The organism is Burkholderia sp. MBR-1, assembly GCF_013822785.1.
GTDB lineage: Bacteria > Pseudomonadota > Gammaproteobacteria > Burkholderiales > Burkholderiaceae > Burkholderia > Burkholderia vietnamiensis.
The window spans coordinates 209774-231812 of the sequence record NZ_CP053609.1; the positions used below are offsets into that span (position 1 = coordinate 209774).

Below are 22039 nucleotides of genomic sequence, written 5' to 3' on the forward strand. Positions count from 1 at the left end.
CGCCGCCCGCCGTTGCAATAGCGCCGGTTCGCAGCAAAAGCGCGAAAAAAGCCACGGAACCTGCATTCCGTGGCTTTTTCCATTGCGCGGCGCGCATAAGCGCGCCGGCGACCTTACTTCGTGTTCGCGTTCGCGGCGGCCACGGCGGTCATGTTGATGATCCGGCGCACGGTCGCAGCCGGCGTCAGGATGTGAACCGGCTTCGCGGCGCCGAGCAGGAACGGGCCGACCGTCACGCCGTCCCCGCCGACCATCTTCAGCAGGTTGTACGCGATGTTCGCCGCTTCGACGTTCGGCATGATCAGCAGGTTCGCTTCGCCCGACAGCGTGGTGCCCGGGAACGCAGCCTTCCGGACCGCTTCGGACAGCGCCGCATCGCCATGCATTTCGCCATCGACCTCGAGGTTCGGCGCACGCTCGTTGATCAGCCGGCGGGCTTCGGCCATCCGGCGCGACGACGCCGACGGCGCGCTTCCGAAGTTCGAGTTCGACAGCAGTGCGGCCTTCGGCGTGATGCCGAAGCGCTCGATCTCGCCGGCCGCCTGGATCGTCATGTCGGCGAGCTGCTCGGCGCTCGGCAGCTCGTTCACGTAGGTGTCGCACATGAACAGGTTGCGGCCCGGCAGCATCAGCAGGTTCATCGCCGCGAAATGCTCGGCGCCCTTCGCACGGCCCAGCACCTGCTCGATGAACTTCAGGTGCGTGTGGAACGTGTCGATCATCCCGCAGATCATCCCGTCCGCGTCGCCCAGATGCACGAGCATCGCGCCGATCAGCGTGTTGAACTTGCGCAGCGCCGCCTTCGCGACTTCCGGCGTCACGCCGTCGCGCGCGCCGATCTCGTGGTACGCCTGCCAGTAGCGCTGGTAGCGCGTATCGTCTTCCGGATTCACGATCTCGAAATCGACGCCGGCCTTCAGCTTCGAGCCGATCTTCTCGAGGCGCATCTCGACGACCGACGGCCGGCCGATGATGACCGGCTTCGCGATCTTCTCGAGCAGCACGAATTGCGCGGCACGCAGCACGCGCTCGTCCTCGCCCTCGGCGAACACGATGCGCGCTTCCTTCTTCTTCGCGGTCGCGAACACCGGACGCATCACCATGCCGGTGCGGTAGACGGTCGTGCCGAGTTGCTCGCGGTAGGCGTCCATGTCCTCGATCGGACGGGTCGCGACGCCCGAATCCATCGCGGCCTGCGCGACGGCCGGCGCGATCTTGATGATCAGGCGCGGATCGAACGGCTTCGGAATCAGGTATTCCGGCCCGAACTCGAGCGAGTGGCCTTCATATGCCTTCGCGACTTCCTCGCTCTGGTCGGTTTCCTCGGCCAGCTCGGCGATCGCGCGCACGCATGCGAGCTTCATTTCCTCGGTGATCGTCGTCGCGCCGACGTCCAGCGCGCCGCGGAAGATGAACGGGAAGCACAGCACGTTGTTGACCTGGTTCGGATAGTCCGAACGGCCGGTCGCGACGATCGCGTCCGGGCGCACGGCCTTCGCGTCTTCCGGGCGGATTTCCGGCTCCGGGTTCGCCAGTGCGAGGATCAGCGGCCGGTCGCCCATCGTCTTGACCATGTCCTGCTTCAGCACGCCCGCGCTCGAGCAGCCGAGGAACACGTCCGCGCCGACGATCGCATCGGCGAGCGTGCGCGCGTCGGTGGTCGCCGCATAGCGCTGCTTCGACGGATCGAGATTGCCGCGCCCTTCGTAGATCACGCCCTTCGAGTCGGCCACCAGGATGTTCGTCTTCGTCAGGCCGAGCTTCACGAGCAGGTCCAGACACGCGATCGCGGCCGCGCCGGCGCCCGAGCACACGAGCTTCACGTCGGCGAGCTTCTTGCCGACGACCTTCAGGCCGTTCAGGATCGCGGCCGACGCGATGATCGCGGTGCCGTGCTGGTCGTCGTGGAAGACCGGAATCTTCATGCGCTCGCGCAGCTTCTGCTCGATGTAGAAGCATTCGGGCGCCTTGATGTCCTCGAGGTTGATGCCGCCGAGCGTCGGCTCGAGCATCGCGATCGCCTCGACCAGCTTGTCGGGGTCCGATTCGGACAGTTCGATGTCGAACACGTCGATGCCCGCGAACTTCTTGAACAGGCAGCCCTTGCCCTCCATCACCGGCTTGGCGGCCAGCGGGCCGATGTTGCCGAGGCCGAGCACGGCCGTGCCGTTCGTCACGACGCCGACCAGGTTGCCGCGCGACGTGTATTTCTGCGCGTCGAGCGGATCGGCGTGGATCGCCTCGCACGCGGCGGCGACGCCCGGCGAGTAAGCGAGCGACAGATCGAGCTGGTTCGACAGCGGCTTGGTCGGCGTGACCGAAATCTTGCCGGGCTTCGGGTTCAGGTGATAAGCGAGAGCGGCCTGCTTCAGTTGTTCGTCCATGATTGACCTGCGAGAGACATGCGAAATATTGACGGTTCAGTACACAGCACCAGCGGCCGCATCTGCGTGAATCGAAGAGGTAGTCGACTGCGAGACGGCCCGCGGCACGCCCGGTCGGCGCGCCATCGAACCTCGGCGGGTGGCAACGGGAAAGTACAAAGTACTGAACGATTTCCAAGGGGCGACTAGTGTACACCCGCGCATGCGCCGTGTTGGTGCGCCGCCGCATATGCGCCGTCGATGGACGTTCGATCGGTCCCCGGTTGATCCGGCGGCGTCGGCCGCCCGCCCGAACCCGCGAATTCCGCCGAAAACCGGCCTGAATCGGGTAAAATAGCGGGCTACGCGCGCAGCGAAACGATCGGTGTTCCGATCGTGCCCCGGCCCTTCGGGCAGGTTCCCCTTGCTGCGCCATCGGGCGCGCGCCCGCTCTTCGCTCATCACCCAAGGAATGCCCATGACAGGCTACGATCGTCAGTCGATCTCGGATACGACCGCCAAAATCCTGCTGGAAGTGCAGGCGGTGCACTTCAACGCCGAAAAACCGTTCATCTTCACGTCCGGGTGGGCAAGCCCCGTCTACATCGACTGCCGCAAGCTGATTTCGTATCCGCGCGTGCGCCGTGCGCTGATGGAAATGGCGGAAACGACGATCATGCGCGACGTCGGCTTCGAGCAGATCGACTCGGTGGCGGGCGGCGAGACGGCCGGCATCCCGTTCGCGGCATGGCTCGCCGACCGCATGATGGTGCCGATGCAGTACGTGCGCAAGAAGCCGAAGGGCTTCGGCCGCAACGCGCAGATCGAGGGTCATCTGGAAGAAGGCTCGCGCGTGCTGCTGGTGGAAGACCTGACGACCGACAGCCGCAGCAAGATCAACTTCGTCAACGCGCTGCGCACCGCGGGCGCGACGGTGAACCACTGCTTCGTGCTGTTCCACTACAACATCTTCAAGGAAAGCGTGTCGGTCCTGAAGGACATCGACGTCGACCTGCACGCGCTCGCGACCTGGTGGGACGTGCTGCGCGTCGCGAAGGCGTCGGGCTACTTCGAGACCAAGACGCTCGACGAAGTCGAGAAATTCCTGCACGCGCCGGCCGAGTGGTCGGCGGCGCACGGCGGCGCCACGGCCCCGAAGGAATGACGCCACCCCGGCCACGCTGCCGGCGCCCAGGCTGAAACGGCCGCCCGCGACCTCGTGGGCGGTTTTTTTTCGTCCGTCGATCCAGATCAGCATCGCGCCGGTCCGCGGGCCACGGCATGCATCGCGCATCCAACCCTAATGCTAGACTTGCTCCAGCGCCGCCATCGGCTGCGCGCGCAACCACCTACAACGCCAATCACGCCGGGAGCGTCGGCCCGGCTCACGTGACGGGAGCAGCGCCATATGCGTGTGGATCGCCGGATCACCTCACCTGCGCCACCCGGTCGTACGGCTCCGTTCATCGCTACCCTGCTCTGCGCCGCCACCGCCGCGTTGGCCACGTTCGCCACCGCGCCCGCGCGCGCGGAAGGCCCGTTCACCGTCACGAGCACCGACCTCGCGCCCGGTGGGCGCGTCGGCGCCGCGCAGCTGTTCGACCGCGGCGAGTGCAACGGCGAAAACCGCTCGCCGCAGCTCAGCTGGCGCAATCCGCCGCCCGGCACGCGCGGCTACGCGGTGACGATCTTCGATCCCGATGCGCCGGGGCACGGCTGGTGGCACTGGGCCGTCGCCGACCTTCCCGCGACCGTCACGAGCCTGCCGGCCAATGCGAGCGCGTCGGGCTTCCTGCGGCGCATCGGCGCGAGCGAGGCGCGCAACGACTTCGGAACCGACGGCTACGGCGGCCCGTGCCCGCCGCCGGGCAAACCGCACCGCTACGTGATCACCGTGTACGCGCTCAAGGGCACGGACCTGCGCGTGGCCCAAGGGCGCCCCGCGCCGATGTTCGAGCACGAAATCGGCACGCTGACGATCGGCACCGCGCAGCTCACCGTCACCTACGGGCGATGAGCGCAGGCGGGCGTCGCGATCGCTTCGGCGCGCGAACGTGCACGCACCGCGCGCCGTTCTCCCGTCATTTCGGCTTGCTAGACTCCACCGCAGCGGTCGCGGCATCCCGCCGCGCACCCGTCGCGCCGCCCCGCTGCGGCGCGTGACGCGGCAGGCCGCGGCGCCCGCCGTGTCGTCCCCTTCCGGAGAACGCCTCATGTCGAACATCGTCATCGTCTATCACAGCGGCTACGGTCATACGCAGAAACTCGCCGAAGCCGTCCACGCCGGCGCGCAGGACGCCGGCGCGGCCGCACGGCTGATCGCAGTCGGCGAGCTCGACGACGCGGGCTGGGCCGCGCTCGACGCGGCAGACGCGATCGTCTTCGGCGCGCCGACCTACATGGGCGGGCCGTCCGCACAGTTCAAACAGTTTGCAGATGCGACGTCGAAACCGTGGTTCACGCAGAAATGGAAGGACAAGCTCGCCGCCGGCTTCACGAACTCGGCGACGATGAACGGCGACAAGTTCTCGACGATTCAATATTTCGTCACGCTGGCGATGCAGCATGGGATGGTATGGGTCGGCACGGGGATGATGCCGGCCAACTCGAAGGCGGCGACCCGCAACGACATCAATTACGTCGGCGGCTTCACGGGCCTGCTGGCGCAGTCGCCGGCCGACGCGACGCCCGACGAGGCGCCGCTGCCCGGCGACCTCGAGACGGCCAAGCTGTTCGGCCAGCGCGTCGCGCAGGCCGCCGTGCGCTGGACGGCCGGCGGCCGCTGAACGCCCGACGCTGGGCAGCGCGGCGGCACGCGGCGCGCGCACCACGCGCGCCGCACGCGCCAAAGCGACACAAGGCGGCCCGCGGGCCGTCTTTTTTTGGCCGCCGGCGGGCAGGCCCGCCGGCTGACGTCTTAAAATGGCGGTTTCAGGGCGCCGCGGCTCCCGTTTCATTCAGCGAGAACGAAATGAGCACCAAAGTTTTTGTCGACGGCCAGGAAGGCACCACCGGCCTCAAGATCTTCGAATACCTGTCGGCGCGCAACGACATCGAAATCCTGCGCATCGACGAAGCGAAGCGCAAGGACGTCGACGAGCGCCGCCGCCTGATCAATGCATCGGACGTCACGTTCCTGTGCCTGCCGGACGTCGCATCGCGCGAGTCGGCCTCGCTCGTCGAGAACCCGAACACGACGCTGATCGACGCGAGCACCGCGTTCCGCACCAGCGCCGACTGGGCGTACGGCCTGCCCGAGCTGACCCGCACGCAGCGCGACAAGATTCGCAACGCGAAGCGCATCGCGGTGCCGGGCTGCCACGCGTCGGCGTTCGTGCTGGCGATGCGCCCGCTCGTCGATGCCGGCATCGTCGCCCCGAGCTTCGCCGCGCACAGCTACTCGATCACCGGCTACAGCGGCGGCGGCAAGTCGATGATCGCCGACTACGAAAACGCGGCGCCGGGCGGCAAGCTCGCGAGCCCGCGCCCGTATGCGCTCGCGCTCGCGCACAAGCACCTGCCGGAAATGGCCGCGCACACGGGCCTCGCGCACGCGCCGATCTTCACGCCGATCGTCGGGCCGTTCCTGAAGGGCCTCGCGGTCACGACCTACTTTTCGCCGGAGCAGCTCGCGAAGCGCGCGACGCCGCAGGACGTGCAGCGCGTGTTCGCCGAGTACTACGCGGACGAGCCGTTCGTGCGCGTCGCGCCGTTCAACGCCGACGAGAATCTCGACAGCGGCTTCTTCGACGTGCAGGCCAACAACGACACGAACCGCGTCGACCTGTTCGTGTTCGGCAACGAAGAGCGCTTCGTCACGGTCGCCCGCCTGGACAACCTCGGCAAGGGCGCATCGGGCGCCGCGATCCAGTGCATGAACCTCAACATCGGCGCCGCCGAGGACACCGGCCTCAAACGCTGAGCGCGCTTGCACGCGATGCAAAGCCGGCCGCGGGCCGGCTTTTTATTTGCCCATATCGGGCAATGAATTAAATCCAGTCGCCGGATTTACAAATATTTACAAGCTTTCCATTGCGCGAGTGGCGTTGAATTAATTCAACGGTTTTTATCCAGTCAATCCCGAATAGGGATAAACCGGATACCCGCGATTTAAACGCAGCCGTTATACGCGGGAAGGCTCCGGACGCCCGAGCCGCGCGGCCGACGCCCACCACGGCGCCACTCTATGACGCGTCGCGCGTTTTAATTCTTACTGAAATCCGCTTCCCGCAAGGATTCGTCGCGGGCGCTTTGTTTCAAGCGCCTTTTTTAGACGAGTTCATCAATTGACAGCGAATATCCAGACGGCGACATTAGCTCGCACAATTAAACGATTGGAGACAGCGGCATGTCGCACGCCTTATCGAAGGGGGTGGCAACGGCCTTTGCCATCGCACCTTTCCTGATTGCCTGTGGTGGGGGGGATTCCGGCGGCGCGCTCGCGCCGGTCGACGCGCCCCAATGTTCCGGATCGAGTTGCGGCACGCAAGGCCAGCCGCCGTCGCAGCCCATCAACGGCGCGCTGTGTCCGGCCGATGCCGACATCGTGAAGAGCACGTACCTCGGCGGCGCCGGCAGCGGCGAGGTCGTCAGCGTCAACATCGACGCGGTCGCGATGACCTACACGCTCAAATGGCTCGAATCGCCGATTCCGCTCGCGACCGGCACCGTCACGCCGAGCCGCGCCGGCGTCACGATCACCGGCAAGGTCGTGCACCCGCCGACCGGCACGCTGCCCACCGCCGAGCAGACCCGCTGCGCGTTCGTGCTGACGCCGGGCGCCGGCACCGCCCCGAACGGCTCGACCTACTCGACGGCCGCCGACTTCAACCAGGCGAACCCGCCGATGCTGCTGGTCGGCATGGGCGTCGCGGGCGGCGGCATCCCCGGTGCGACGGTCCAGTACGACGGGCTCACGATCATCCCCGGTGTGATCCAGAACGTCGGCCAGGTGCCGAACCGCCATTTCGATTTCTACCCGTTCCTCGGCTTCGCGAGCACGACGACCGACCTCTCGAAGCTGCCGGGCACCTACAACGCGCTGATCTATCACCTCGTGCCGTCGGGCAACTACGCGACGAAGGGCGTCAACTCGAGCGAGACGTTCGATGCGAACGGTGCGTGCACGTCGTCGTCCGGCAGCTGCATGACGACCGGCAATCCGTGGACGCCGCATGCGAGCGGCGGCTACTTCGACAGCACGCAGGCGCCGCAGATCCTGCCGCAGACGTCGCTGCCGCTGATCGGCGCGACCGGCAAGTCGGCGACCGCGCACATGGTGATCGGGCAGCTCAACGGCGCGACGGTGCCGGTGATCGTGCGTACCGGCGACGTGAACCTCGGCACGCCGCCGCTGCATACGGACGCCAAGGTCGACGACGAATCGGGGATCGCGGTGCTCGCCGGCGCGACGGCGATCCAGTCGGGCGCGATCGACGGCGGCTACGCGGGCGCGGACTCGAACTTCAAGTACACCGCCGCGCTGATCCGCGGCAGCAACGCGTCGTTCATCAATCCGAGCACGCAGGCCGAAGAGGACGGCTTCACGCTCGACTACGGCCAGTCGACGCCGGGCCTGCTGAACACGACCACGAAGCCGGCCAGCGGCGCGACCTACCCGTCCGCGTCGGGCGTGGTGATCGCGACGGGCGGCTTGTACGCGGCACTCGTGCAGGGCACCGTGAACGGCGGCGTCACGTCGACGTCGGCGAACGCGAGCACCTCGTCGACGCCGTACTTCGGCGTGGGCGCGCAGATCAGCAAATAAGCGGTGCGCGGCGGCGGGCGCGCCGCCGCGCACCGCACGCAACGCATCGCAGGAAAGGCACGAAACGACGGCGCCCGGCACGGCGCAGCTACGCACGCGGCACGAGCAACGAAACAGAAGCGGTCGACAGGGAGCCGGCCGCCGGACAAGACAAATCTGGAGGAGCAACATGAAGCGCAACCTCGTTCTGGCGGCGGCCCTTGCCGCCCCCCTTCTTTCCGCATGCGGCGGCGGCAGCGACAACCCGCCGCCGCTCGTCGAAGACCGGCTCTGCCCGGCGTCGCTCGACTACAGCACCGTCTTCACGGGCGGCGCGGGCAGCGGCGAACTGGCCAAGGTCCAGCTCGACACGACCAAGATGACCTGGCAGGTCACCTACGTCGAATCGGCGGTTCCGCAAACCACCGGTACCGTCACGCCGACGCGCGCCGGCACCGTGGACAGCGGCACGCTCACGCAGGAAACGATGTTGCCGACCAACAAGCTCAACCAGTGCGCGTTCCGCCTGAACGGCGCGAGCCTCGATCCGTCGCGGCCGGCGCGCATCTTCGTCGGCTTCGGCGTCGCCGGCGGCACGATTCCGGGCAAGGAGATCCAGTTCAACGGCGTGCTCGGCCAGGCCGCGGTGCCCGACACGAAGTTCCCGTACTACCCGTTCATCGGTTTCTCGTCGATCGAAACCGACATCACGAAGGTCGCCGGCACGTACAGCCATATCGGCTTCGGCGAAGTGCCGTCGCAGAAATTCGCGCCAGCGTCGATCGATGCGAAGGTGACGATCAACGCCGACGGCACGTGGACCAAATGCGACACGACCGGCCAGTTCGCCGGCGGCGCGTGCGTGCAGCAGGGCACGAACTTCGTGCAGTCGGCCGACGGCAGCGGCGCGTTCCAGAGCAACAACTACCAGAGCCAGCTGAAGCCGACGCTGTCGGCGACGCCGCAGGGCAAGGGCTTCATGATCGTCGGCAGGCTGCGCAACCAGCTCGTGCCGGTGCTCGTGCGCACGGGCGTCGCGAACCCGAACCCGACGCCGGACAGCAACGGCGTGCCGGGCCTCACCGCCGACGACGAATCGAGCATCTCGATCCTGTCGCCGCAGACGGCGATCGCGGCCGGATCGCAGAACGGCGAATACATCGGCGTCGACAGCCAGTTCGACTACCGCACCACCGCGCTGATCAACAACCAGGCCACGCTGCTCGATCCGTTCCAGCCGTCGCAGGCTTCGCTCGCGACCGCGCTCGACCTCGACTACACGCAGAAGGTGCCGGGCACGGTCACGACGATCCACACGGGCTCGGGCAGCACGTCGCCGACCGGCAAGTTCATCTTCACGGGCGGCGTGTTCGGCTTCCTCGACAACGCTGGGACGACGCCGTATTTCACGATCGGCGCGTTCGTCCAGTAAGCGGAGGCAAGCCGTGATGAACAAGACCCTTCTCTGCGCGGCAGCCGGGGCGCTTGCCCTGGCGCCGCTCGCCGCGCAGGCGCAGAGCGCCGGCAGCAACGTCGTCACACTGGGCTGGTTCCACGTGATGCCGCAGCAAAGCAGCACGCCGATGACGACCAACGTCGCCCCGACGCCGATCAACACGCCGCTGCGGCTGCCGCCGACGTTCACGTCGCCCGGCACCGGCCTGCGCACGAGCGGCGCCGACACGGTCGGGCTGACGGTCAGCCATTTCCTGACCGACCACATCGCGGTGACGTCGGTGGCCGGCGTGCCGCCGGTGTTCAAGGTGTCGGGCCAGGGGACCATCAGGCCGCCGGGACCGGCCGGCGCGCTCGGCACGCAGAACATCGGGCTCGCGTCGGTGAACCCGATCGTCAAGAGCGTGCGGCAGTGGAGCCCCGCGGTGTTGCTGCAGTACTACTTCGGCGCGGCGACCGCAAAGTTCCGGCCGTTCCTCGGGCTGGGCGTGTCGTACAACTGGTTCAGCGACCTGCAGCTCAATACGAACTTCATCAAGCAGACGCAGGACAATCTGGGCGCGATTCTCGCGGCGGGCGCGGGCAAGCCGGGGACGACGTCGGTGGAGGCGAAGGCTTCGTCGTCATGGCAGCCGGTGTTCAACGCGGGCTTGCAGTACAACTTGACCGAGCACTTCGGGCTGATCGCGTCGGTGACCTACATCCCGCTGAAGACGACGTCGACGGTGACGATCAAGGCCGCCGACGGCACGGTGCTCGCGGAATCGAAATCGGAGCTGAAGGCGGATCCGATCATCAGTTACGTCGGGATGACGTACAAGTTCTGATGCGGACGAAGCCGGATGAAACCGGCCGAAGCTGCAGGAAGCGACAGCCCGCGTCAAAAAACGCGGGCAAAAAAAAGCCCGCCTAAGAGGCGGGCTGAATCCATATCAGAGGAGACATGGAGGAGACAGGTGTAACTATAGCGAATCGAATGCGGCATTGCAACATTTCCGTAGAGAAAATCAGGATTTTCCCTCGAACGCGCACTCTAGCCGTTTAGTCGTCATCCGACCCCTCCCCGTTCTCCCGCTCCAGCACGGCGCCGAGCGTGTCGCGCAGCAGCGCGACCGGCCGCGTCAGGCGGCCCGGCAGCGCGCCGTGCACCATCCATACGTTGATCCGCGTCTCGAGCCCCGTGGTTTGCACCACGCGCAGCGCGTCGCGATGTGCGCTGCGCGCGAGCGCATTCGGCGAGGCGATGCCGATGCCCGCGCCGCGCGCGACCAGCGACAGCTGCAATTCCGAGCCGAACGCCTCGACCGCGACGTCGAACGGCAGGCCGGCCGCGCCGAGCGCGCGGCTCAGCGCCGAACGCATGCCGCAGCCGTCCTGACTCAGCACCCACGGAAAACCCGACAGCACGTCGAGCGACAGCGGCCCGTCCGGCAGCGGGAAATCGCGCGCGGCGACCAGCACCGTCGGCTGCGTGCCGAGCAGCGTGGCCGTCAGCGTGTCGGGCAGCGCCGCGCTGGCCGGCACCATCACGGTCGCGACATCGACCGTGCCGCGCTCGATGCCCTGCACCAGCGCCGGCGACCAGCCGGCCGTCACGCGCAACGTGAGCCGCGGAAACGCATCGCGCAGCCGGTCGATCGGCTGCTCCAGCGCGAGTTCGGACAGAAACGGCGGCACGCCGATGCGCAGCTCGCCCGACGGCTCGCTGTCGGGCGAGCCGGCCGCCATCAGCTCGTCGATCGCACCGAGCACGTTGCGCGCCAGCGCATAGACGTCGCGCCCGGCGGCGGTCGGCTTCAGCGGCTTGCTCTGCCGCTCGAGCAGCGGCAGGCCCAATAGCGCCTCGAGGTTCTGCACGCGGCGCGTCAGGCCCGGTTGCGTCAGATGGAGCTTCGCGGCGGCGGCGACCATCGAGCCGCTGTCGACCACGGCGACGAACGCCTCGAGATCACGCGTATTCAAAGCAAACTCGCATAATCATGTTAGACATATTTCAATTGTCGCATAACGATGCGATACCTACGATGAGGACTTCTTCCTCACTTGCGCGGAGCTCCGATGAACTGCCCTGCCGACGCCTGCCCCGCCGCCGTTCGCCGCGCGGCGCACGCCCAGCCTGCGCTCAGCGCCGGCATGACGCTGTTCTTCGCCGCGACGGTCGGCGTGATCGTGATGGACCTGTTCGCCGCGCAGCCGCTGACCGGCGCGATCAGCGCGGACCTGCGCCTGCCGGCGGGCCTCACCGGCCTGGTCGCGATGCTGCCGCAGCTCGGCTACGCGGCCGGCCTCGTGCTGCTGGTGCCACTCGTCGACCTGATCGAGAACCGTCGGCTGATCGTCGCGACGCTCGTGGTCTGCGCGGCAGCGCTCGCGCTGCCCGCGTTCACGCGCTCGGGCGCCGTGTTCCTGGCGGCGACGCTCGTCGCCGGCGCGGCTTCCAGCGTGATCCAGATGCTGGTGCCGATGGCCGCGGCGATGGCGCCCGAAGCGCAGCGCGGGCGCGCGGTCGGCAACGTGATGAGCGGGCTGATGCTCGGCATCCTGCTGTCGCGGCCGCTCGCGAGCCTGATCGCCGGCACGGCCGGCTGGCGCGCGTTCTACGTGCTGGCCGCGCTCGCCGACGCGGCGATCGCCGCGGTGCTCGCGCTGCGGCTGCCGTCGCGCGTGCCGTCGGTCACGACCGGGTATCGGGCGCTGCTCGCGTCGATGGGCCGCCTCCTCGCCGCCGAGCCGGTACTGCGCCGCCATGCGCTGTCGGCGGCGCTGGCGATGGCCGCGTTCAGCGCATTCTGGACGGCCGTCGGGCTGCGCCTCGCGCAAGCGCCGTTCGGCCTCGATCTGCACGGGATCGCGCTGTTCGCGTTCGCGGGCGCGAGCGGCGCGATCGTCACGCCGCTGGCAGGTCGCGTCGGCGATCGCGGCCACGGTCCGGCCGCGCAGCGCGCCGCGCACCTGACGATGCTCGCCGCGCTGACCGTGCTGGGCATCGCCGGCGCCGGCTGGTTCGGCTTCGACGCGCCCGCGCACCGCGGCATCGCGCTGGCGCTGCTGGCCGGCGGCGCGGCGCTGCTCGATGCGGGCGTGATCGTCGACCAGACGATCGGCCGGCGCGAGATCAACCTGTTGAACCCGGCCGCACGCGGGCGGCTGAACGGCCTGTTCGTCGGACTGTTCTTCGTCGGCGGCGCGCTGGGGGCCGCACTGGCGGGCAGCGCGTGGGCGTGGGGCGGGTGGAGCGCCGTGTGTGGCGTGGGGTTCGGGTTCGCGGGCGCAGCCACCGTATTCGGCTTGTCGGCCGGGCGCCGTGCCGATACCGCGGCGACACCGGGCGCGTGACGGCGCATGCGCACGCGCCGACGTGGAAGCGCCCCGCCCTACGACAAGATGCGGGGTGTAAGGCCGACCGATGCCACCGCGACGCCACACGCGCGACAGCACATGCCCCATGCCCTGACGTGAAAACGCCCCGCCCTACGACAAGGTGCGAAGCGTGCGGCCGTGCCGATACCGCGGCGACACCGCACGCGTGACAGCGGGTGCCCACGCCCAACGTGAAAACGCCCCGCCCTCGGACGAGGTGCGGGGCGTGCGGCCGGCCGCGCCGGCGGCGTTCAGTGACGGACCAGCGCCATCATCGCGCCGAAGCCGACGAACAGCCCGCCGGTCAACCGGTTGAAGACGCGCGCGACGCTCTGGCTCTTCAGCGTCGCGCCGATGCGCGTGCCGAACGACGCGTAGACCAGATACCAGCTGACCTCGATCGCCGCGAACGTGACGACGAGGATGCCGAATTGCGGCAGCGTCGGCTCGGCCGCGTTGATGAACTGCGGCAGCAGCGCGGCGGCGAACAGGATCGCCTTCGGGTTGCTGCCCGCGACCAGGAAGCCGTTGCGAAACAGCGCCCACGACGACGCCGATGCGCCCGGCGCGGGCGCGGCGAGGTCGGCGGCCGGCGCGTCGTCGACCCGTGCGCGCCAGGCCTTCACGCCCAGATAGATCAGATAGGCGGCGCCCGCGAAGCGCAGCGCATTGAACATCGCCGGCCACGCCTGCAGCACCGCGCCGAGCCCGGCCGCGGAAACGGCCAGCATCAGCACCAGCGCACTGAGACAGCCGGCCATCGTCGCCGCCGAGCGGCGCAGCCCGTGGCGTGCGCCGTGGGTCATCACGAGCAGCATGTTCGGACCGGGAATCGCCGACACGACGAACACCGTCGCCACGAAAAGCCACCACGTATGCAGGTTCATGCGCGCCTCAGCGATAGAGCAACGAAACGACGATTATGCCGCGTGCGCGGCGCTTCTGTCCCGCGCCGGCTCAGCGGCCCGCGCGGCGCAGTGCGACTTCGCCGAGCACCGCGAAGTCCTGGTCGCCGCCGCCGTGCGCGAGCGCATCGAGCAGGCTGTCGCGCACGACGCTCGCCACCGGCAGCGGCACCGACGCCGCGTCGCCGGCCTGCAGCGCGAGCCGGACGTCCTTCAGCCCGAGCCGCGCCTTGAAGCGCGCCGGTTCGTAGCTGCGCTCGGCGATCATCCCGCCGTAGCCCGCATAGACCGGCCCCGGAAACACGCTGCTCGTGATCACGTCGAGGAAATCGCGCATCGCGACGCCATGCGCGCCCAGCAGCGCGGACGCCTCGCCGAGCGTCTCGATCGCCGACGCGAGCGTGAAGTTCGCCGCGATCTTCGCGATGTTCGCGTGCTGCGGCAGAGAGCCGAACCGCCAGGTCTTCTGGCCGATCGCGTCGAACAGCGGCTGCACGCGGTCGATCGCCTCGGCCGGGCCGCCGGCCATGATCGTCAGCCGCGCGGCGGCCGCGACGTCCGGGCGCCCCATCACCGGCGCGGCGACGTAGTCGAGGCCGCGCGACGCATGCGCGTGCGCGAGCGACTCGGCGAGCGCGACCGACACCGTCGCCATGTTCACATGGATCAGGCCGCGCGGCGCCTGCGCAAGCAGCGCGTCGTCGAACACGTCGCGCGCGGCGGCATCGTCGGCGAGCATCGAGAACACCGCGTCGCCGCGAAACGCGTCGGCCGGGGTCGCGACGATCTGCGCGCCGAGCGCCGCCAGCGGCTCCGCGCGCTCGCGCGAACGGTTCCACACGCGCACGGTATGCCCGGCCTTCAGCAGGTTCGTCGCGATCGCCTGCCCCATTTCGCCCAGCCCGATAAATCCAAGATCCATTTCCCGCTCCTTCGACCCGTGAAGCGGCGAGTTAAACACAGATGCCGGCAGTCTGCAGCGCCTGCGGCCGGCCATGCGCGGTGCGATGCCGACCGCATCGACTCGGCGGGCGCATCGGGTTCCGAGGCTCGGAGGCGTCGAACGCCCGAAAAAACAAAACCCCGCATGCCGGAAAGCGTGCGGGGTCTTGCGACGGGGCGGCCGGTCGCGCCGGCCGCGGCGAAGCGTGCTTAGTTCTGCGAGCCTGCGTCGTTCGTGCCGGCGGCCGATGCTGCTGCGGCCTTCGCCTGGCCCTTCTTCGAGCCGTGGTGCTTCAGCTGGTGCTTCGGCTTGCTGTGATCCTTCTTGGCCGGTGCCGATGCGGCAGCCGACGTGTCGGCGGCCGGCGCCGACGCCTGTGCGAATGCCGAAACCGATGCGAGAGCGAATGCTGCGGTCATGATCGAAGCGAGCGTCTTCTTCATTGTTCTTCCTTTAGCGGAGAAAAAGTCAAACGTACCGGTAAGAGATGCGAGGCATCCGCATCGGAACATCAGTCGCGCCGGGGTTGCCGGTCGCGGCCGGGCGGAGCGGCGTTGGCCTTTCCGTCACGGCAAATACTGACGCACTGGCTCCATAACGCACCGCCGGCGCGGCCAGTTGACACGCAGCTTGCATCCTCCGGGTTTCCACCGAGCACTGCGACGCAGGGCCGCGGCGGCGGCGCCCGCGCACGCGCCGAACCGCCGCTTCCGCCCGCCCCGGCGACGCTATACTGGCCTCCTTCCGACTGAACGGCGCGCGGCCCGTCGCGAGACCGGAGACCGCCGCCGTCGCGAGGCGCCCCAATTGCCCGAACACAATCTGGACAAACTGAAAATCGACCGGCGTCCGCTCGCACCCGCGCCGCTCCGGCGCCGCTGGGTCCGCTACGCGGCGGCCGCCGCGCTCGTCGCCGCGGCGATTGCGGCGGCGCTCGTGCTGACCAGCCGGCCCACGGTCGATACGACGTCCGTCACGACCGCCTACCCGTACCAGAACGACACGCAGCTCAACGCGACCGGCTACGTCGTGCCGCAGCGCAAGGCCGCGGTCGCGTCGAAGGGCCAGGGCCGCGTCGAATGGCTCGGCGTGCTCGAAGGCACGCGGGTGAAGAAGGGCGACATCATCGCGCGCCTCGAGAGCCGCGACGTCGAAGCCTCGCTCGCGCAGGCGCGCGCGCAGGTGCTGGTGTCGCGCGCCAATCTCGGCGTCGCGCAGGCCGAGTTGAAGGACGCCGAAATCGCGCTGCGGCGCACCGCCGTGCTTGCGCCGAAGGGCGCCGTGCCCGCCGCGCAGCTCGACATCGACACGGCGCGCGTGAACAAGGCACGCGCGACGCTCGGCAGCGATCAGGCTGCGATCGCGTCGGCCGAAGCGAACGCGCAGGCCGCCCAGGTGGCCGTCGACCAGACGGTGATCCGCGCCCCGTTCGACGGGATCGTCCTCGCGAAGCACGCGAACGTCGGCGACAACATCACGCCGTTCTCGTCCGCGTCGGACAGCAAGGGCGCGGTCGTGACGATCGCCGACATGGACACGCTCGAAGTCGAGGCCGACGTCGCCGAGTCGAACATCGCGAAGATCCGCTCGGAGCAGCCGTGCGAGATCCAGCTCGACGCGCTGCCCGACATGCGCTTCGCGGGCCGCGTGTCGCGCATCGTGCCGACCGTCGACCGCTCGAAGGCGACCGTGCTCGTGAAAGTGCGCTTCGTCGACCGCGACGCGCGCGTGCTGCCCGACATGAGCGCGAAGATCGCGTTCCTGTCGAAGCCCGCGACGCCGCAGGACCGCCAGCCGGTGACGGCCGTGCAGGCGAGCGCCGTGGTCGAGCGTGACGGCCGGCCGGTCGTGTTCGTCGTGCAGGACGACGCCGTGCATGCGCGCGCGGTGACGCGCGGCGCGCGGATCGGCGAGCTCGTCGCGATCGGCGGCGTGAAGCCCGGCGACACCGTCGTGCTCGCGCCGGAGGCGCAACTGAAGGACGGCGCGCACGTGACCGTCGCGAAGAAATAGCGTGGCGCACGTGAACGACGCATCGCCGCCGCTCGTCGAGATCCGCCACGTCGCGAAGTCGTACCGGCGCGGCAATCAGGTCGTGCCGGTGTTGACCGACATCACGCTCGACATCGCCGCAGGCGACTTCGTCGCGCTGATGGGGCCGTCCGGCTCCGGCAAGAGCACGCTGCTCAATCTCGTCGCCGGCATCGACCGGCCCGACAGCGGCGAGCTGCGCGTGGGCGGCCTCGACATCACGCGCCTGGAAGAAGCGCAACTGGCCGAATGGCGCGCGGCGAACGTCGGCTTCATCTTCCAGTTCTACAACCTGATGCCGGTGCTCACCGCGTTCGAGAACGTCGAGCTGCCGCTGATGCTCACCACCCTGTCGCGCCGCGAACGGCGCGAGCGCGTCGAGCTGGTGCTCGACATGGTCAATCTCGGCGACCGGATGAGCCACTACCCGTCCGAACTGTCGGGCGGCCAGCAGCAGCGCGTCGCGATCGCCCGCGCGCTGATCACCGATCCGGTGCTGATCGTCGCCGACGAGCCGACTGGCGACCTCGACCGCGCCTCGGCCACCGACGTGCTCGCGATGCTGCAGCGGATGAACGCCGAGCTCGGCAAGACCATCATCATGGTGACCCACGACGCGCAGGCGGCCCGCGCCGCGCGCGCGCTCGTGCATCTGGAAAAAGGGGAGCTGATCGATGGGCACGCGGCCTGACCCACGCGAGCGCGCGACATGTTCGTATTCAAGCTGATCGCGCGCAACGCGCTGCGGCACCGGCTGCGCACGCTGCTGACCGTGCTCGGGCTGACCATCGCCGTGCTCGCGTTCGGGCTGCTGCACACCGTCGTCGACGCGTGGTACGCCGGCGCGGCCGCCGCGTCGAGCGGACGGCTCGTCACGCGCAACGCGATCTCGCTCGTGTTCCCGCTGCCGGTCAGCTACGAGAACCGGATACGCGGCGTCGACGGCGTGACCGCCGTGGTGCGCTCGAACTGGTTCGGCGGCGTGTATCGCGACCCGAAGAACTTCTTCGCGAGCTTCGCGGTGTCGGACAACTATCTCGACCTGTACCCGGAGTACCTGCTGCCGGCGCAGCAGCGCGCCGATTACGACCGCGACCGGCGCGGCTGCCTGGTCGGCCGGCAGCTCGCGACGCAGTTCGGCTTCAAGGTCGGCGACGTGATTCCGCTGAAGGGCACCATCTACCCCGGCACGTGGGATTTCGTCGTGCGCGGCATTCTCGACGGCCGCGACGATTCGACGATCACGCGCCAGCTGGTGTTCCACTGGGACTACCTGAACGAGACGGTGCGCAAGCGCACGCCCAAACAGGCCGACCAGGTCGGCGTGTTCGTGCTCGGCGTCGCGCGCCCGGACGCCGGTGCGGCGATCGCGCGCGACGTCGACGCGGTGTTCAGGAACTCGCTCGCCGAGACGCTGACCGAGACCGAGCAGGCGTTCCAGCTCGGCTTCGTCGCGATGTCGAACCAGATCATCGCAGCGATCCGCATCGTGTCGTTCGTCGTGATCCTGATCATCATGGCCGTGATGGCGAACGCGATGGCGATGAGCGCGCGCGAGCGCACCGCCGAATACGCGACGTTGAAGGCGCTCGGCTTCGGCCCGGGCTTCATCGCGGCGCTCGTGTTCGGCGAATCGGTCGTGATCGCCACGGCAGGCGGCGCGCTCGGCATGCTGGCGACGCCGCCGGCCGCGACCCTGTTCAAGCACGCCGCCGGCGGCATCTTCCCGGTGTTCAAGGTGTCGGCCGCGACGATGGCGCTGCAGGCCGCGTGCTCGGTCGCGGTCGGCGTCGCAGCCGCGCTCGTGCCGGCATGGCAGGCCGCGCGCGTGCGCGTGGTCGAAGGCCTGCGGGCGATCGGGTAGGCGCATGGCGATCCCGCTCACCTACATCGCGCGCAACCTGTGGACCCGGCGCCTCACCACCGCGCTGACGGCCGGCGGGATGGCGCTCGTGATCTTCGTGTTCGCGACGGTGCAGATGCTCGACGCGGGGCTCACGCAGACGCTCGTGTCGACCGGCGAACCGGACAACGTCGTCGTGATCCGCAAGGGCGCGGAGACCGAGATCCAGAGCGCGATCGATCACCAGCAGGCGAATGCGCTAGAAATGCATCCGGCCGTCGCGCTCGGCCCCGACGGACGGCCGCTGGTGTCGAAGGAAGCGGTCGTGCTGATCTCGCTCGTGAAGGCGTCGACCGGCAAGCCGTCGAACGTCGTGATTCGCGGTGTGTCGCCGGCCGGCCTCATGCTGCGTCCGCGCGTGAAGCTGGTGGCCGGCCGCGCGTTCGCGCCGGGTTCGTCGGAGATCGTCGTCGGCAGCGCGATCGCGAACGGCTTCAGCGGCGCGCAGCTCGGCGACCGCCTGCATTTCGCGCAGCGCGACTGGACCGTCGTCGGCATCTTCGACGCGGGCGGCAGCGGCTTCGACTCCGAGATCTGGGGCGACGTCGATCAGCTGATGCAGTCGTTCCGGCGCACCAGCTATTCGTCGATGGTGCTGCGCATCGCGAGCGCCGACGGCTTCGCGCGCTTCAAGGCCGACATCGACGTCGACCCGCGCCTCACCGACGAAGCGAAGCGCGAGCAGACCTTCTACGGCGACCAGTCGAAGGCGCTGTCGACGTTCATCAACATCCTCGGCGTCACGCTGTCGACGATCTTCTCGATCGCCGCGATGATCGGCGCGATGATCACGATGTACGCGTCGGTCGCGAACCGCACCGCCGAGATCGGCACGCTGCGCGCGCTCGGCTTCAAGCGCGTCAACGTGCTCGCCGCGTTCCTGCTCGAGGCGCTGCTGCTGGGCTTCGCGGGCGGCGTCGCGGGGCTCGCGTGCGCGTCGCTGATGGGCTTCGCGTCGTTCTCGACCACCAACTTCCAGACCTTCTCCGACCTGTCGTTCCGCTTCGTGCTGACGCCCGCGATCGTCGTGAAAACGCTGTCGTTCTCGCTGGTGATGGGGCTCGTCGGCGGGCTGCTGCCGGCGCTGCGCGCCGCGCGGATGAGCATCGTCGACGCGCTGCGCGCGCAGTGACGCGCGCGCCTGCGGCGTCACGCTTCAACGCTCGCGCGGCAGCCATGCGCCGTGGAATCCGGCCGGCACGCGGCGCGGCAGGTGGACGGTCGCGACCGGCAGCGCGTCGATCGCGCTCGCATCGAGAATCACGACGTCGCTCGTGTCGGTCGCCGCGCGGTAGACCACGACCAGCAGCCAGCCGTCGTCCTCGGCGCTGCGGCCCGGACGCGGCACGAACACCGGCTCGCCGTTCTGGTCGCCCACCGGCAGCGCGTAACGCGTGCTCGTGCCGCGCACGTGGTCGTAGCGCACGACGCCGCGCATCTCGGCGCTGTCGGGCTGCTCGGCCGCATACAGATAGCGGTAGCTGCGCCCCGTGCGGCTTTCGTCGATGCGCGGCAGCTCGATGCCGCCGTCGGCGAGCGGTCCTTCGTCGATCAGCCCGTTCGCGGTATCGATCACGTAGCGCCACAGCTCGCCGACCGGATTGTCCGCAAAGCGGCCGGTGCGCGCGTCGAGCCGCAGGAACCACGGATAGCGCACCACATCGAGCACGATGCACGACGGATCGCAGTCGTACGCGTTCACGACGTGCTGGATGAAGCACGGCTCGATGCCGAACCAGCGCACGTCGCCGCCGTGGCGCGGCAGCACGCCGATCCGCGCGTCGCGCTCGTCGTGCCAGCGCAGCGGCATCCGGTGGCCCTGCTTCAGCATCGCGAAGTCGTAGCCGACGTTCAGGTCGAGCAGCAGGCTGCGGGTTTCGGTGATCGCGAGATCGTGCATCATCGATGGCGCGCGCACGTCGACGACCATGTCGACGCGCTGCACGCCGTACGCGTCCGCGACGCCGTAACGCAGCCACGGTTCGCGCCAGTCCGCGCGGAACAGGATCAGCTCGCCCGTCACCGGATCGAGCTTCGGATGCGCGGTCATCGCGCCGCCCAACCCCGCGTGCCGGGCCGGCTCGCCCAACGTGTCGAGTGCGGCCGTGATCGCGAGCGGCGCACCGCCTTCGGCCAGTGCGAGCAGTTCGCCCGCATGACGCAGCACGCTGACGTTCGGATTGGCGTCGGGCAGGTGCGGCGCCTGCTCGGGCGCATGCACGCGCGCCCAGCGCTGCGTGCGCAGCCAGCGGTTGCGGTAGCCGGTCGCACGGCCGCGCTCGAACGAGATCGCGTGCAGCATCGCCGCTTCCGGCCACCACGACAGCACGTCGTTGCCTTCGAAACGGCCTGCGGGCGGATTGGGGCCGTTGCGCAGCAACGTGCCGTCGAGTTCGGGCGGGATCGCGCCGGTCACGCGCAGGTCGACGAGATCGGCTTCGTCGGCCACCGGCGCGAGCGCTCCTCGGTTCAGGTCGAACGTCGGCATCGTGTCGCCTCCCCGGTTCAGCCTTCGTCGGCCGACGGCGGCAGATCGCCGCGCGCCAGCGCGAGCGCATGAGCGCTCACATCGGCCGGCCAGCCGGCGATCAGTTCGCCCATCCGCGCGAGATCGTTCGCGTACAGCGCGCGCACGGCCTCCTCGAAGCCCGGCAGATCGCCCGCGAGCGCCGACATGAAGTGGTACGCGCGCGCCTGCGCATCGCGCCGCCGATCGGCCGCCGCATGGGTGCGCCGCGCGTCCTCGACCAGCTTGCGCAGCGCCACCGACGCGCCGCCCGGCTGCGCGGCCAGCCAGTCCCAGTGACGCGGCAGCAGCGTGACCTCGCGCGACACCACGCCGAGCTTCGGCCGGCCGCGGCCGCGTTGTTCGCCCGCGCCCGGCTCGCCGGCTTCGGACGCTGCCCGCGCCTCGGCTGGCGCCGCTGCGTAGCGCGCGCGGACGTCGTCCGCCGTGCCGCGCAGGTCGAGATCGATCGTGCGGCCGGTCGCATCGTCGAAGATCGCGATCGGGCCGCTCGCAGCGTCGTCGGCCGCGCGCCGGACCGCCAGCGCGACCGTCTCCAGCGCCCCGGACGCGAGGCGCCGATGACCGTCGAACGCGGTGTAGGAAGGAACGAACAGGGAAAGCGTCATCGTGGCCGCCTTGCAGTGGAAATTGGAATGCCGCTATTTTTATCCGGGTATAAACAGACTGTCAATATCATCCGGGTAAAAAAGAATGCGCGTGGTTCTGTCGATTGATTCAAGTTCTGAATCAATCAAGTCAGCAATTGGCATGAAAACGTGAATTCCCCCGTGCCAGAATGGCCAGACGTCATATGACGAAGCGCG

General features: G+C 68.9%; 19 protein-coding genes. 12 read left to right on the plus strand and 7 right to left on the minus strand.

Going from position 1 to position 22039, the window contains the following annotated elements; translation table 11 throughout:
* Positions 1-113: 113 nt before the first annotated feature.
* Entirely contained in the window at positions 114-2384 is a 2271-nt protein-coding gene (locus MBR110_RS01025) for an NADP-dependent malic enzyme (RefSeq protein ID WP_011882982.1), read from the minus strand.
* A 457-nt stretch (positions 2385-2841) separates the two neighbouring features.
* On the opposite strand from MBR110_RS01025, the gene MBR110_RS01030 reads away from it, so the two are divergent.
* The 7 genes from MBR110_RS01030 (at position 2842) to MBR110_RS01060 (ending at position 10391) form a co-directional block, all read left to right on the plus strand.
* On the plus strand, positions 2842-3528 hold the full coding sequence (locus MBR110_RS01030; protein ID WP_006752465.1) for an orotate phosphoribosyltransferase: 687 nt from the start codon (positions 2842-2844) through the stop codon (positions 3526-3528).
* A gap of 243 nt (positions 3529-3771) precedes the next feature.
* Positions 3772-4380, plus strand: a complete 609-nt coding sequence (locus MBR110_RS01035; protein ID WP_046425079.1) for a YbhB/YbcL family Raf kinase inhibitor-like protein — start codon at positions 3772-3774, stop codon at positions 4378-4380.
* A gap of 196 nt (positions 4381-4576) precedes the next feature.
* Positions 4577-5149: a flavodoxin family protein gene (locus tag MBR110_RS01040; protein WP_011882980.1), complete on the plus strand. Its 573-nt coding sequence runs from the start codon at positions 4577-4579 to the stop codon at positions 5147-5149.
* 185 nt (positions 5150-5334) lie between these two features.
* Complete coding sequence (argC, locus tag MBR110_RS01045; protein WP_014722267.1) at positions 5335-6285, plus strand: N-acetyl-gamma-glutamyl-phosphate reductase; 951 nt, start codon at positions 5335-5337, stop codon at positions 6283-6285.
* A gap of 426 nt (positions 6286-6711) precedes the next feature.
* Positions 6712-8130 (plus strand): DUF2957 domain-containing protein, encoded by a 1419-nt coding sequence (locus tag MBR110_RS01050; protein ID WP_059454793.1) that lies wholly within the window; start codon positions 6712-6714, stop codon positions 8128-8130.
* A gap of 169 nt (positions 8131-8299) precedes the next feature.
* Positions 8300-9541, plus strand: a complete 1242-nt coding sequence (locus MBR110_RS01055) for a DUF2957 domain-containing protein (protein ID WP_011882977.1) — start codon at positions 8300-8302, stop codon at positions 9539-9541.
* A 16-nt stretch (positions 9542-9557) separates the two neighbouring features.
* A complete protein-coding gene (locus tag MBR110_RS01060) occupies positions 9558-10391 on the plus strand; it encodes an OmpW/AlkL family protein (protein WP_011882976.1) in 834 nt (277 codons plus the stop codon).
* Positions 10392-10605: 214 nt separating this feature from the next.
* Here the strand turns inward: MBR110_RS01060 and MBR110_RS01065 are convergent, their stop codons facing one another.
* On the minus strand, positions 10606-11526 hold the full coding sequence (locus MBR110_RS01065) for a LysR family transcriptional regulator (protein WP_011882975.1): 921 nt from the start codon (positions 11524-11526) through the stop codon (positions 10606-10608).
* 96 nt (positions 11527-11622) lie between these two features.
* Between MBR110_RS01065 and MBR110_RS01070 the strand changes: the two genes are divergently transcribed.
* Entirely contained in the window at positions 11623-12900 is a 1278-nt protein-coding gene (locus MBR110_RS01070) for an MFS transporter (RefSeq protein WP_034192917.1), read from the plus strand.
* Positions 12901-13175: 275 nt separating this feature from the next.
* On the opposite strand, the gene MBR110_RS01075 is transcribed toward MBR110_RS01070, so the two are convergent.
* From MBR110_RS01075 to MBR110_RS01085, 3 genes are all read right to left on the minus strand, one after another.
* Entirely contained in the window at positions 13176-13811 is a 636-nt protein-coding gene (locus MBR110_RS01075; RefSeq protein ID WP_011882973.1) for a LysE family translocator, read from the minus strand.
* Between the two features lie 70 nt (positions 13812-13881).
* Complete coding sequence (locus tag MBR110_RS01080) at positions 13882-14826, minus strand: NAD(P)-dependent oxidoreductase (protein ID WP_224019990.1); 945 nt, start codon at positions 14824-14826, stop codon at positions 13882-13884.
* Positions 14827-14981: 155 nt separating this feature from the next.
* Positions 14982-15215: a hypothetical protein gene (locus MBR110_RS01085; protein WP_014722260.1), complete on the minus strand. Its 234-nt coding sequence runs from the start codon at positions 15213-15215 to the stop codon at positions 14982-14984.
* Between the two features lie 364 nt (positions 15216-15579).
* Here MBR110_RS01085 and MBR110_RS01090 point away from each other — a divergent pair, with 364 nt between their 5' ends.
* Genes MBR110_RS01090 through MBR110_RS01105 form a run of 4 tightly spaced genes read left to right on the plus strand, consistent with a single transcriptional unit; the run spans position 15580 to position 19838 of the window.
* Positions 15580-16785 (plus strand): efflux RND transporter periplasmic adaptor subunit, encoded by a 1206-nt coding sequence (locus MBR110_RS01090; protein ID WP_181709125.1) that lies wholly within the window; start codon positions 15580-15582, stop codon positions 16783-16785.
* A 10-nt stretch (positions 16786-16795) separates the two neighbouring features.
* Positions 16796-17494 (plus strand): ABC transporter ATP-binding protein, encoded by a 699-nt coding sequence (locus MBR110_RS01095; RefSeq protein WP_014722258.1) that lies wholly within the window; start codon positions 16796-16798, stop codon positions 17492-17494.
* A gap of 18 nt (positions 17495-17512) precedes the next feature.
* Positions 17513-18667, plus strand: coding sequence for an ABC transporter permease (locus MBR110_RS01100; RefSeq protein ID WP_014722257.1), 1155 nt, complete (start codon positions 17513-17515; stop codon positions 18665-18667).
* 4 nt (positions 18668-18671) lie between these two features.
* A complete protein-coding gene (locus MBR110_RS01105) occupies positions 18672-19838 on the plus strand; it encodes an ABC transporter permease (protein ID WP_011882967.1) in 1167 nt (388 codons plus the stop codon).
* 24 nt (positions 19839-19862) lie between these two features.
* Here the strand turns inward: MBR110_RS01105 and MBR110_RS01110 are convergent, their stop codons facing one another.
* Complete coding sequence (locus MBR110_RS01110; RefSeq protein WP_045579417.1) at positions 19863-21194, minus strand: carotenoid oxygenase family protein; 1332 nt, start codon at positions 21192-21194, stop codon at positions 19863-19865.
* A 17-nt stretch (positions 21195-21211) separates the two neighbouring features.
* On the minus strand, positions 21212-21841 hold the full coding sequence (locus tag MBR110_RS01115) for a DUF2239 family protein (protein WP_011882965.1): 630 nt from the start codon (positions 21839-21841) through the stop codon (positions 21212-21214).
* Positions 21842-22039: the final 198 nt, after the last annotated feature.

Bases quoted from the DNA above. Each gene is read 5' to 3' on its own strand.
- MBR110_RS01025 (WP_011882982.1), bottom strand. From the start codon at position 2,384: ATGGACGAACAACTGAAGCAGGCCGCTCTCGCTTATCACCTGAACCCG.
- MBR110_RS01030 (WP_006752465.1), top strand. From the start codon at position 2,842: ATGACAGGCTACGATCGTCAGTCGATCTCGGATACGACCGCCAAAATC.
- MBR110_RS01035 (WP_046425079.1), top strand. From the start codon at position 3,772: ATGCGTGTGGATCGCCGGATCACCTCACCTGCGCCACCCGGTCGTACG.
- MBR110_RS01040 (WP_011882980.1), top strand. From the start codon at position 4,577: ATGTCGAACATCGTCATCGTCTATCACAGCGGCTACGGTCATACGCAG.
- argC (WP_014722267.1), top strand. From the start codon at position 5,335: ATGAGCACCAAAGTTTTTGTCGACGGCCAGGAAGGCACCACCGGCCTC.
- MBR110_RS01050 (WP_059454793.1), top strand. From the start codon at position 6,712: ATGTCGCACGCCTTATCGAAGGGGGTGGCAACGGCCTTTGCCATCGCA.
- MBR110_RS01055 (WP_011882977.1), top strand. From the start codon at position 8,300: ATGAAGCGCAACCTCGTTCTGGCGGCGGCCCTTGCCGCCCCCCTTCTT.
- MBR110_RS01060 (WP_011882976.1), top strand. From the start codon at position 9,558: ATGAACAAGACCCTTCTCTGCGCGGCAGCCGGGGCGCTTGCCCTGGCG.
- MBR110_RS01070 (WP_034192917.1), top strand. From the start codon at position 11,623: ATGAACTGCCCTGCCGACGCCTGCCCCGCCGCCGTTCGCCGCGCGGCG.
- MBR110_RS01075 (WP_011882973.1), bottom strand. From the start codon at position 13,811: ATGAACCTGCATACGTGGTGGCTTTTCGTGGCGACGGTGTTCGTCGTG.
- MBR110_RS01080 (WP_224019990.1), bottom strand. From the start codon at position 14,826: ATGGCCGGCCGCAGGCGCTGCAGACTGCCGGCATCTGTGTTTAACTCG.
- MBR110_RS01085 (WP_014722260.1), bottom strand. From the start codon at position 15,215: ATGAAGAAGACGCTCGCTTCGATCATGACCGCAGCATTCGCTCTCGCA.
- MBR110_RS01100 (WP_014722257.1), top strand. From the start codon at position 17,513: ATGTTCGTATTCAAGCTGATCGCGCGCAACGCGCTGCGGCACCGGCTG.
- MBR110_RS01105 (WP_011882967.1), top strand. From the start codon at position 18,672: ATGGCGATCCCGCTCACCTACATCGCGCGCAACCTGTGGACCCGGCGC.
- MBR110_RS01110 (WP_045579417.1), bottom strand. From the start codon at position 21,194: ATGCCGACGTTCGACCTGAACCGAGGAGCGCTCGCGCCGGTGGCCGAC.
- MBR110_RS01115 (WP_011882965.1), bottom strand. From the start codon at position 21,841: ATGACGCTTTCCCTGTTCGTTCCTTCCTACACCGCGTTCGACGGTCAT.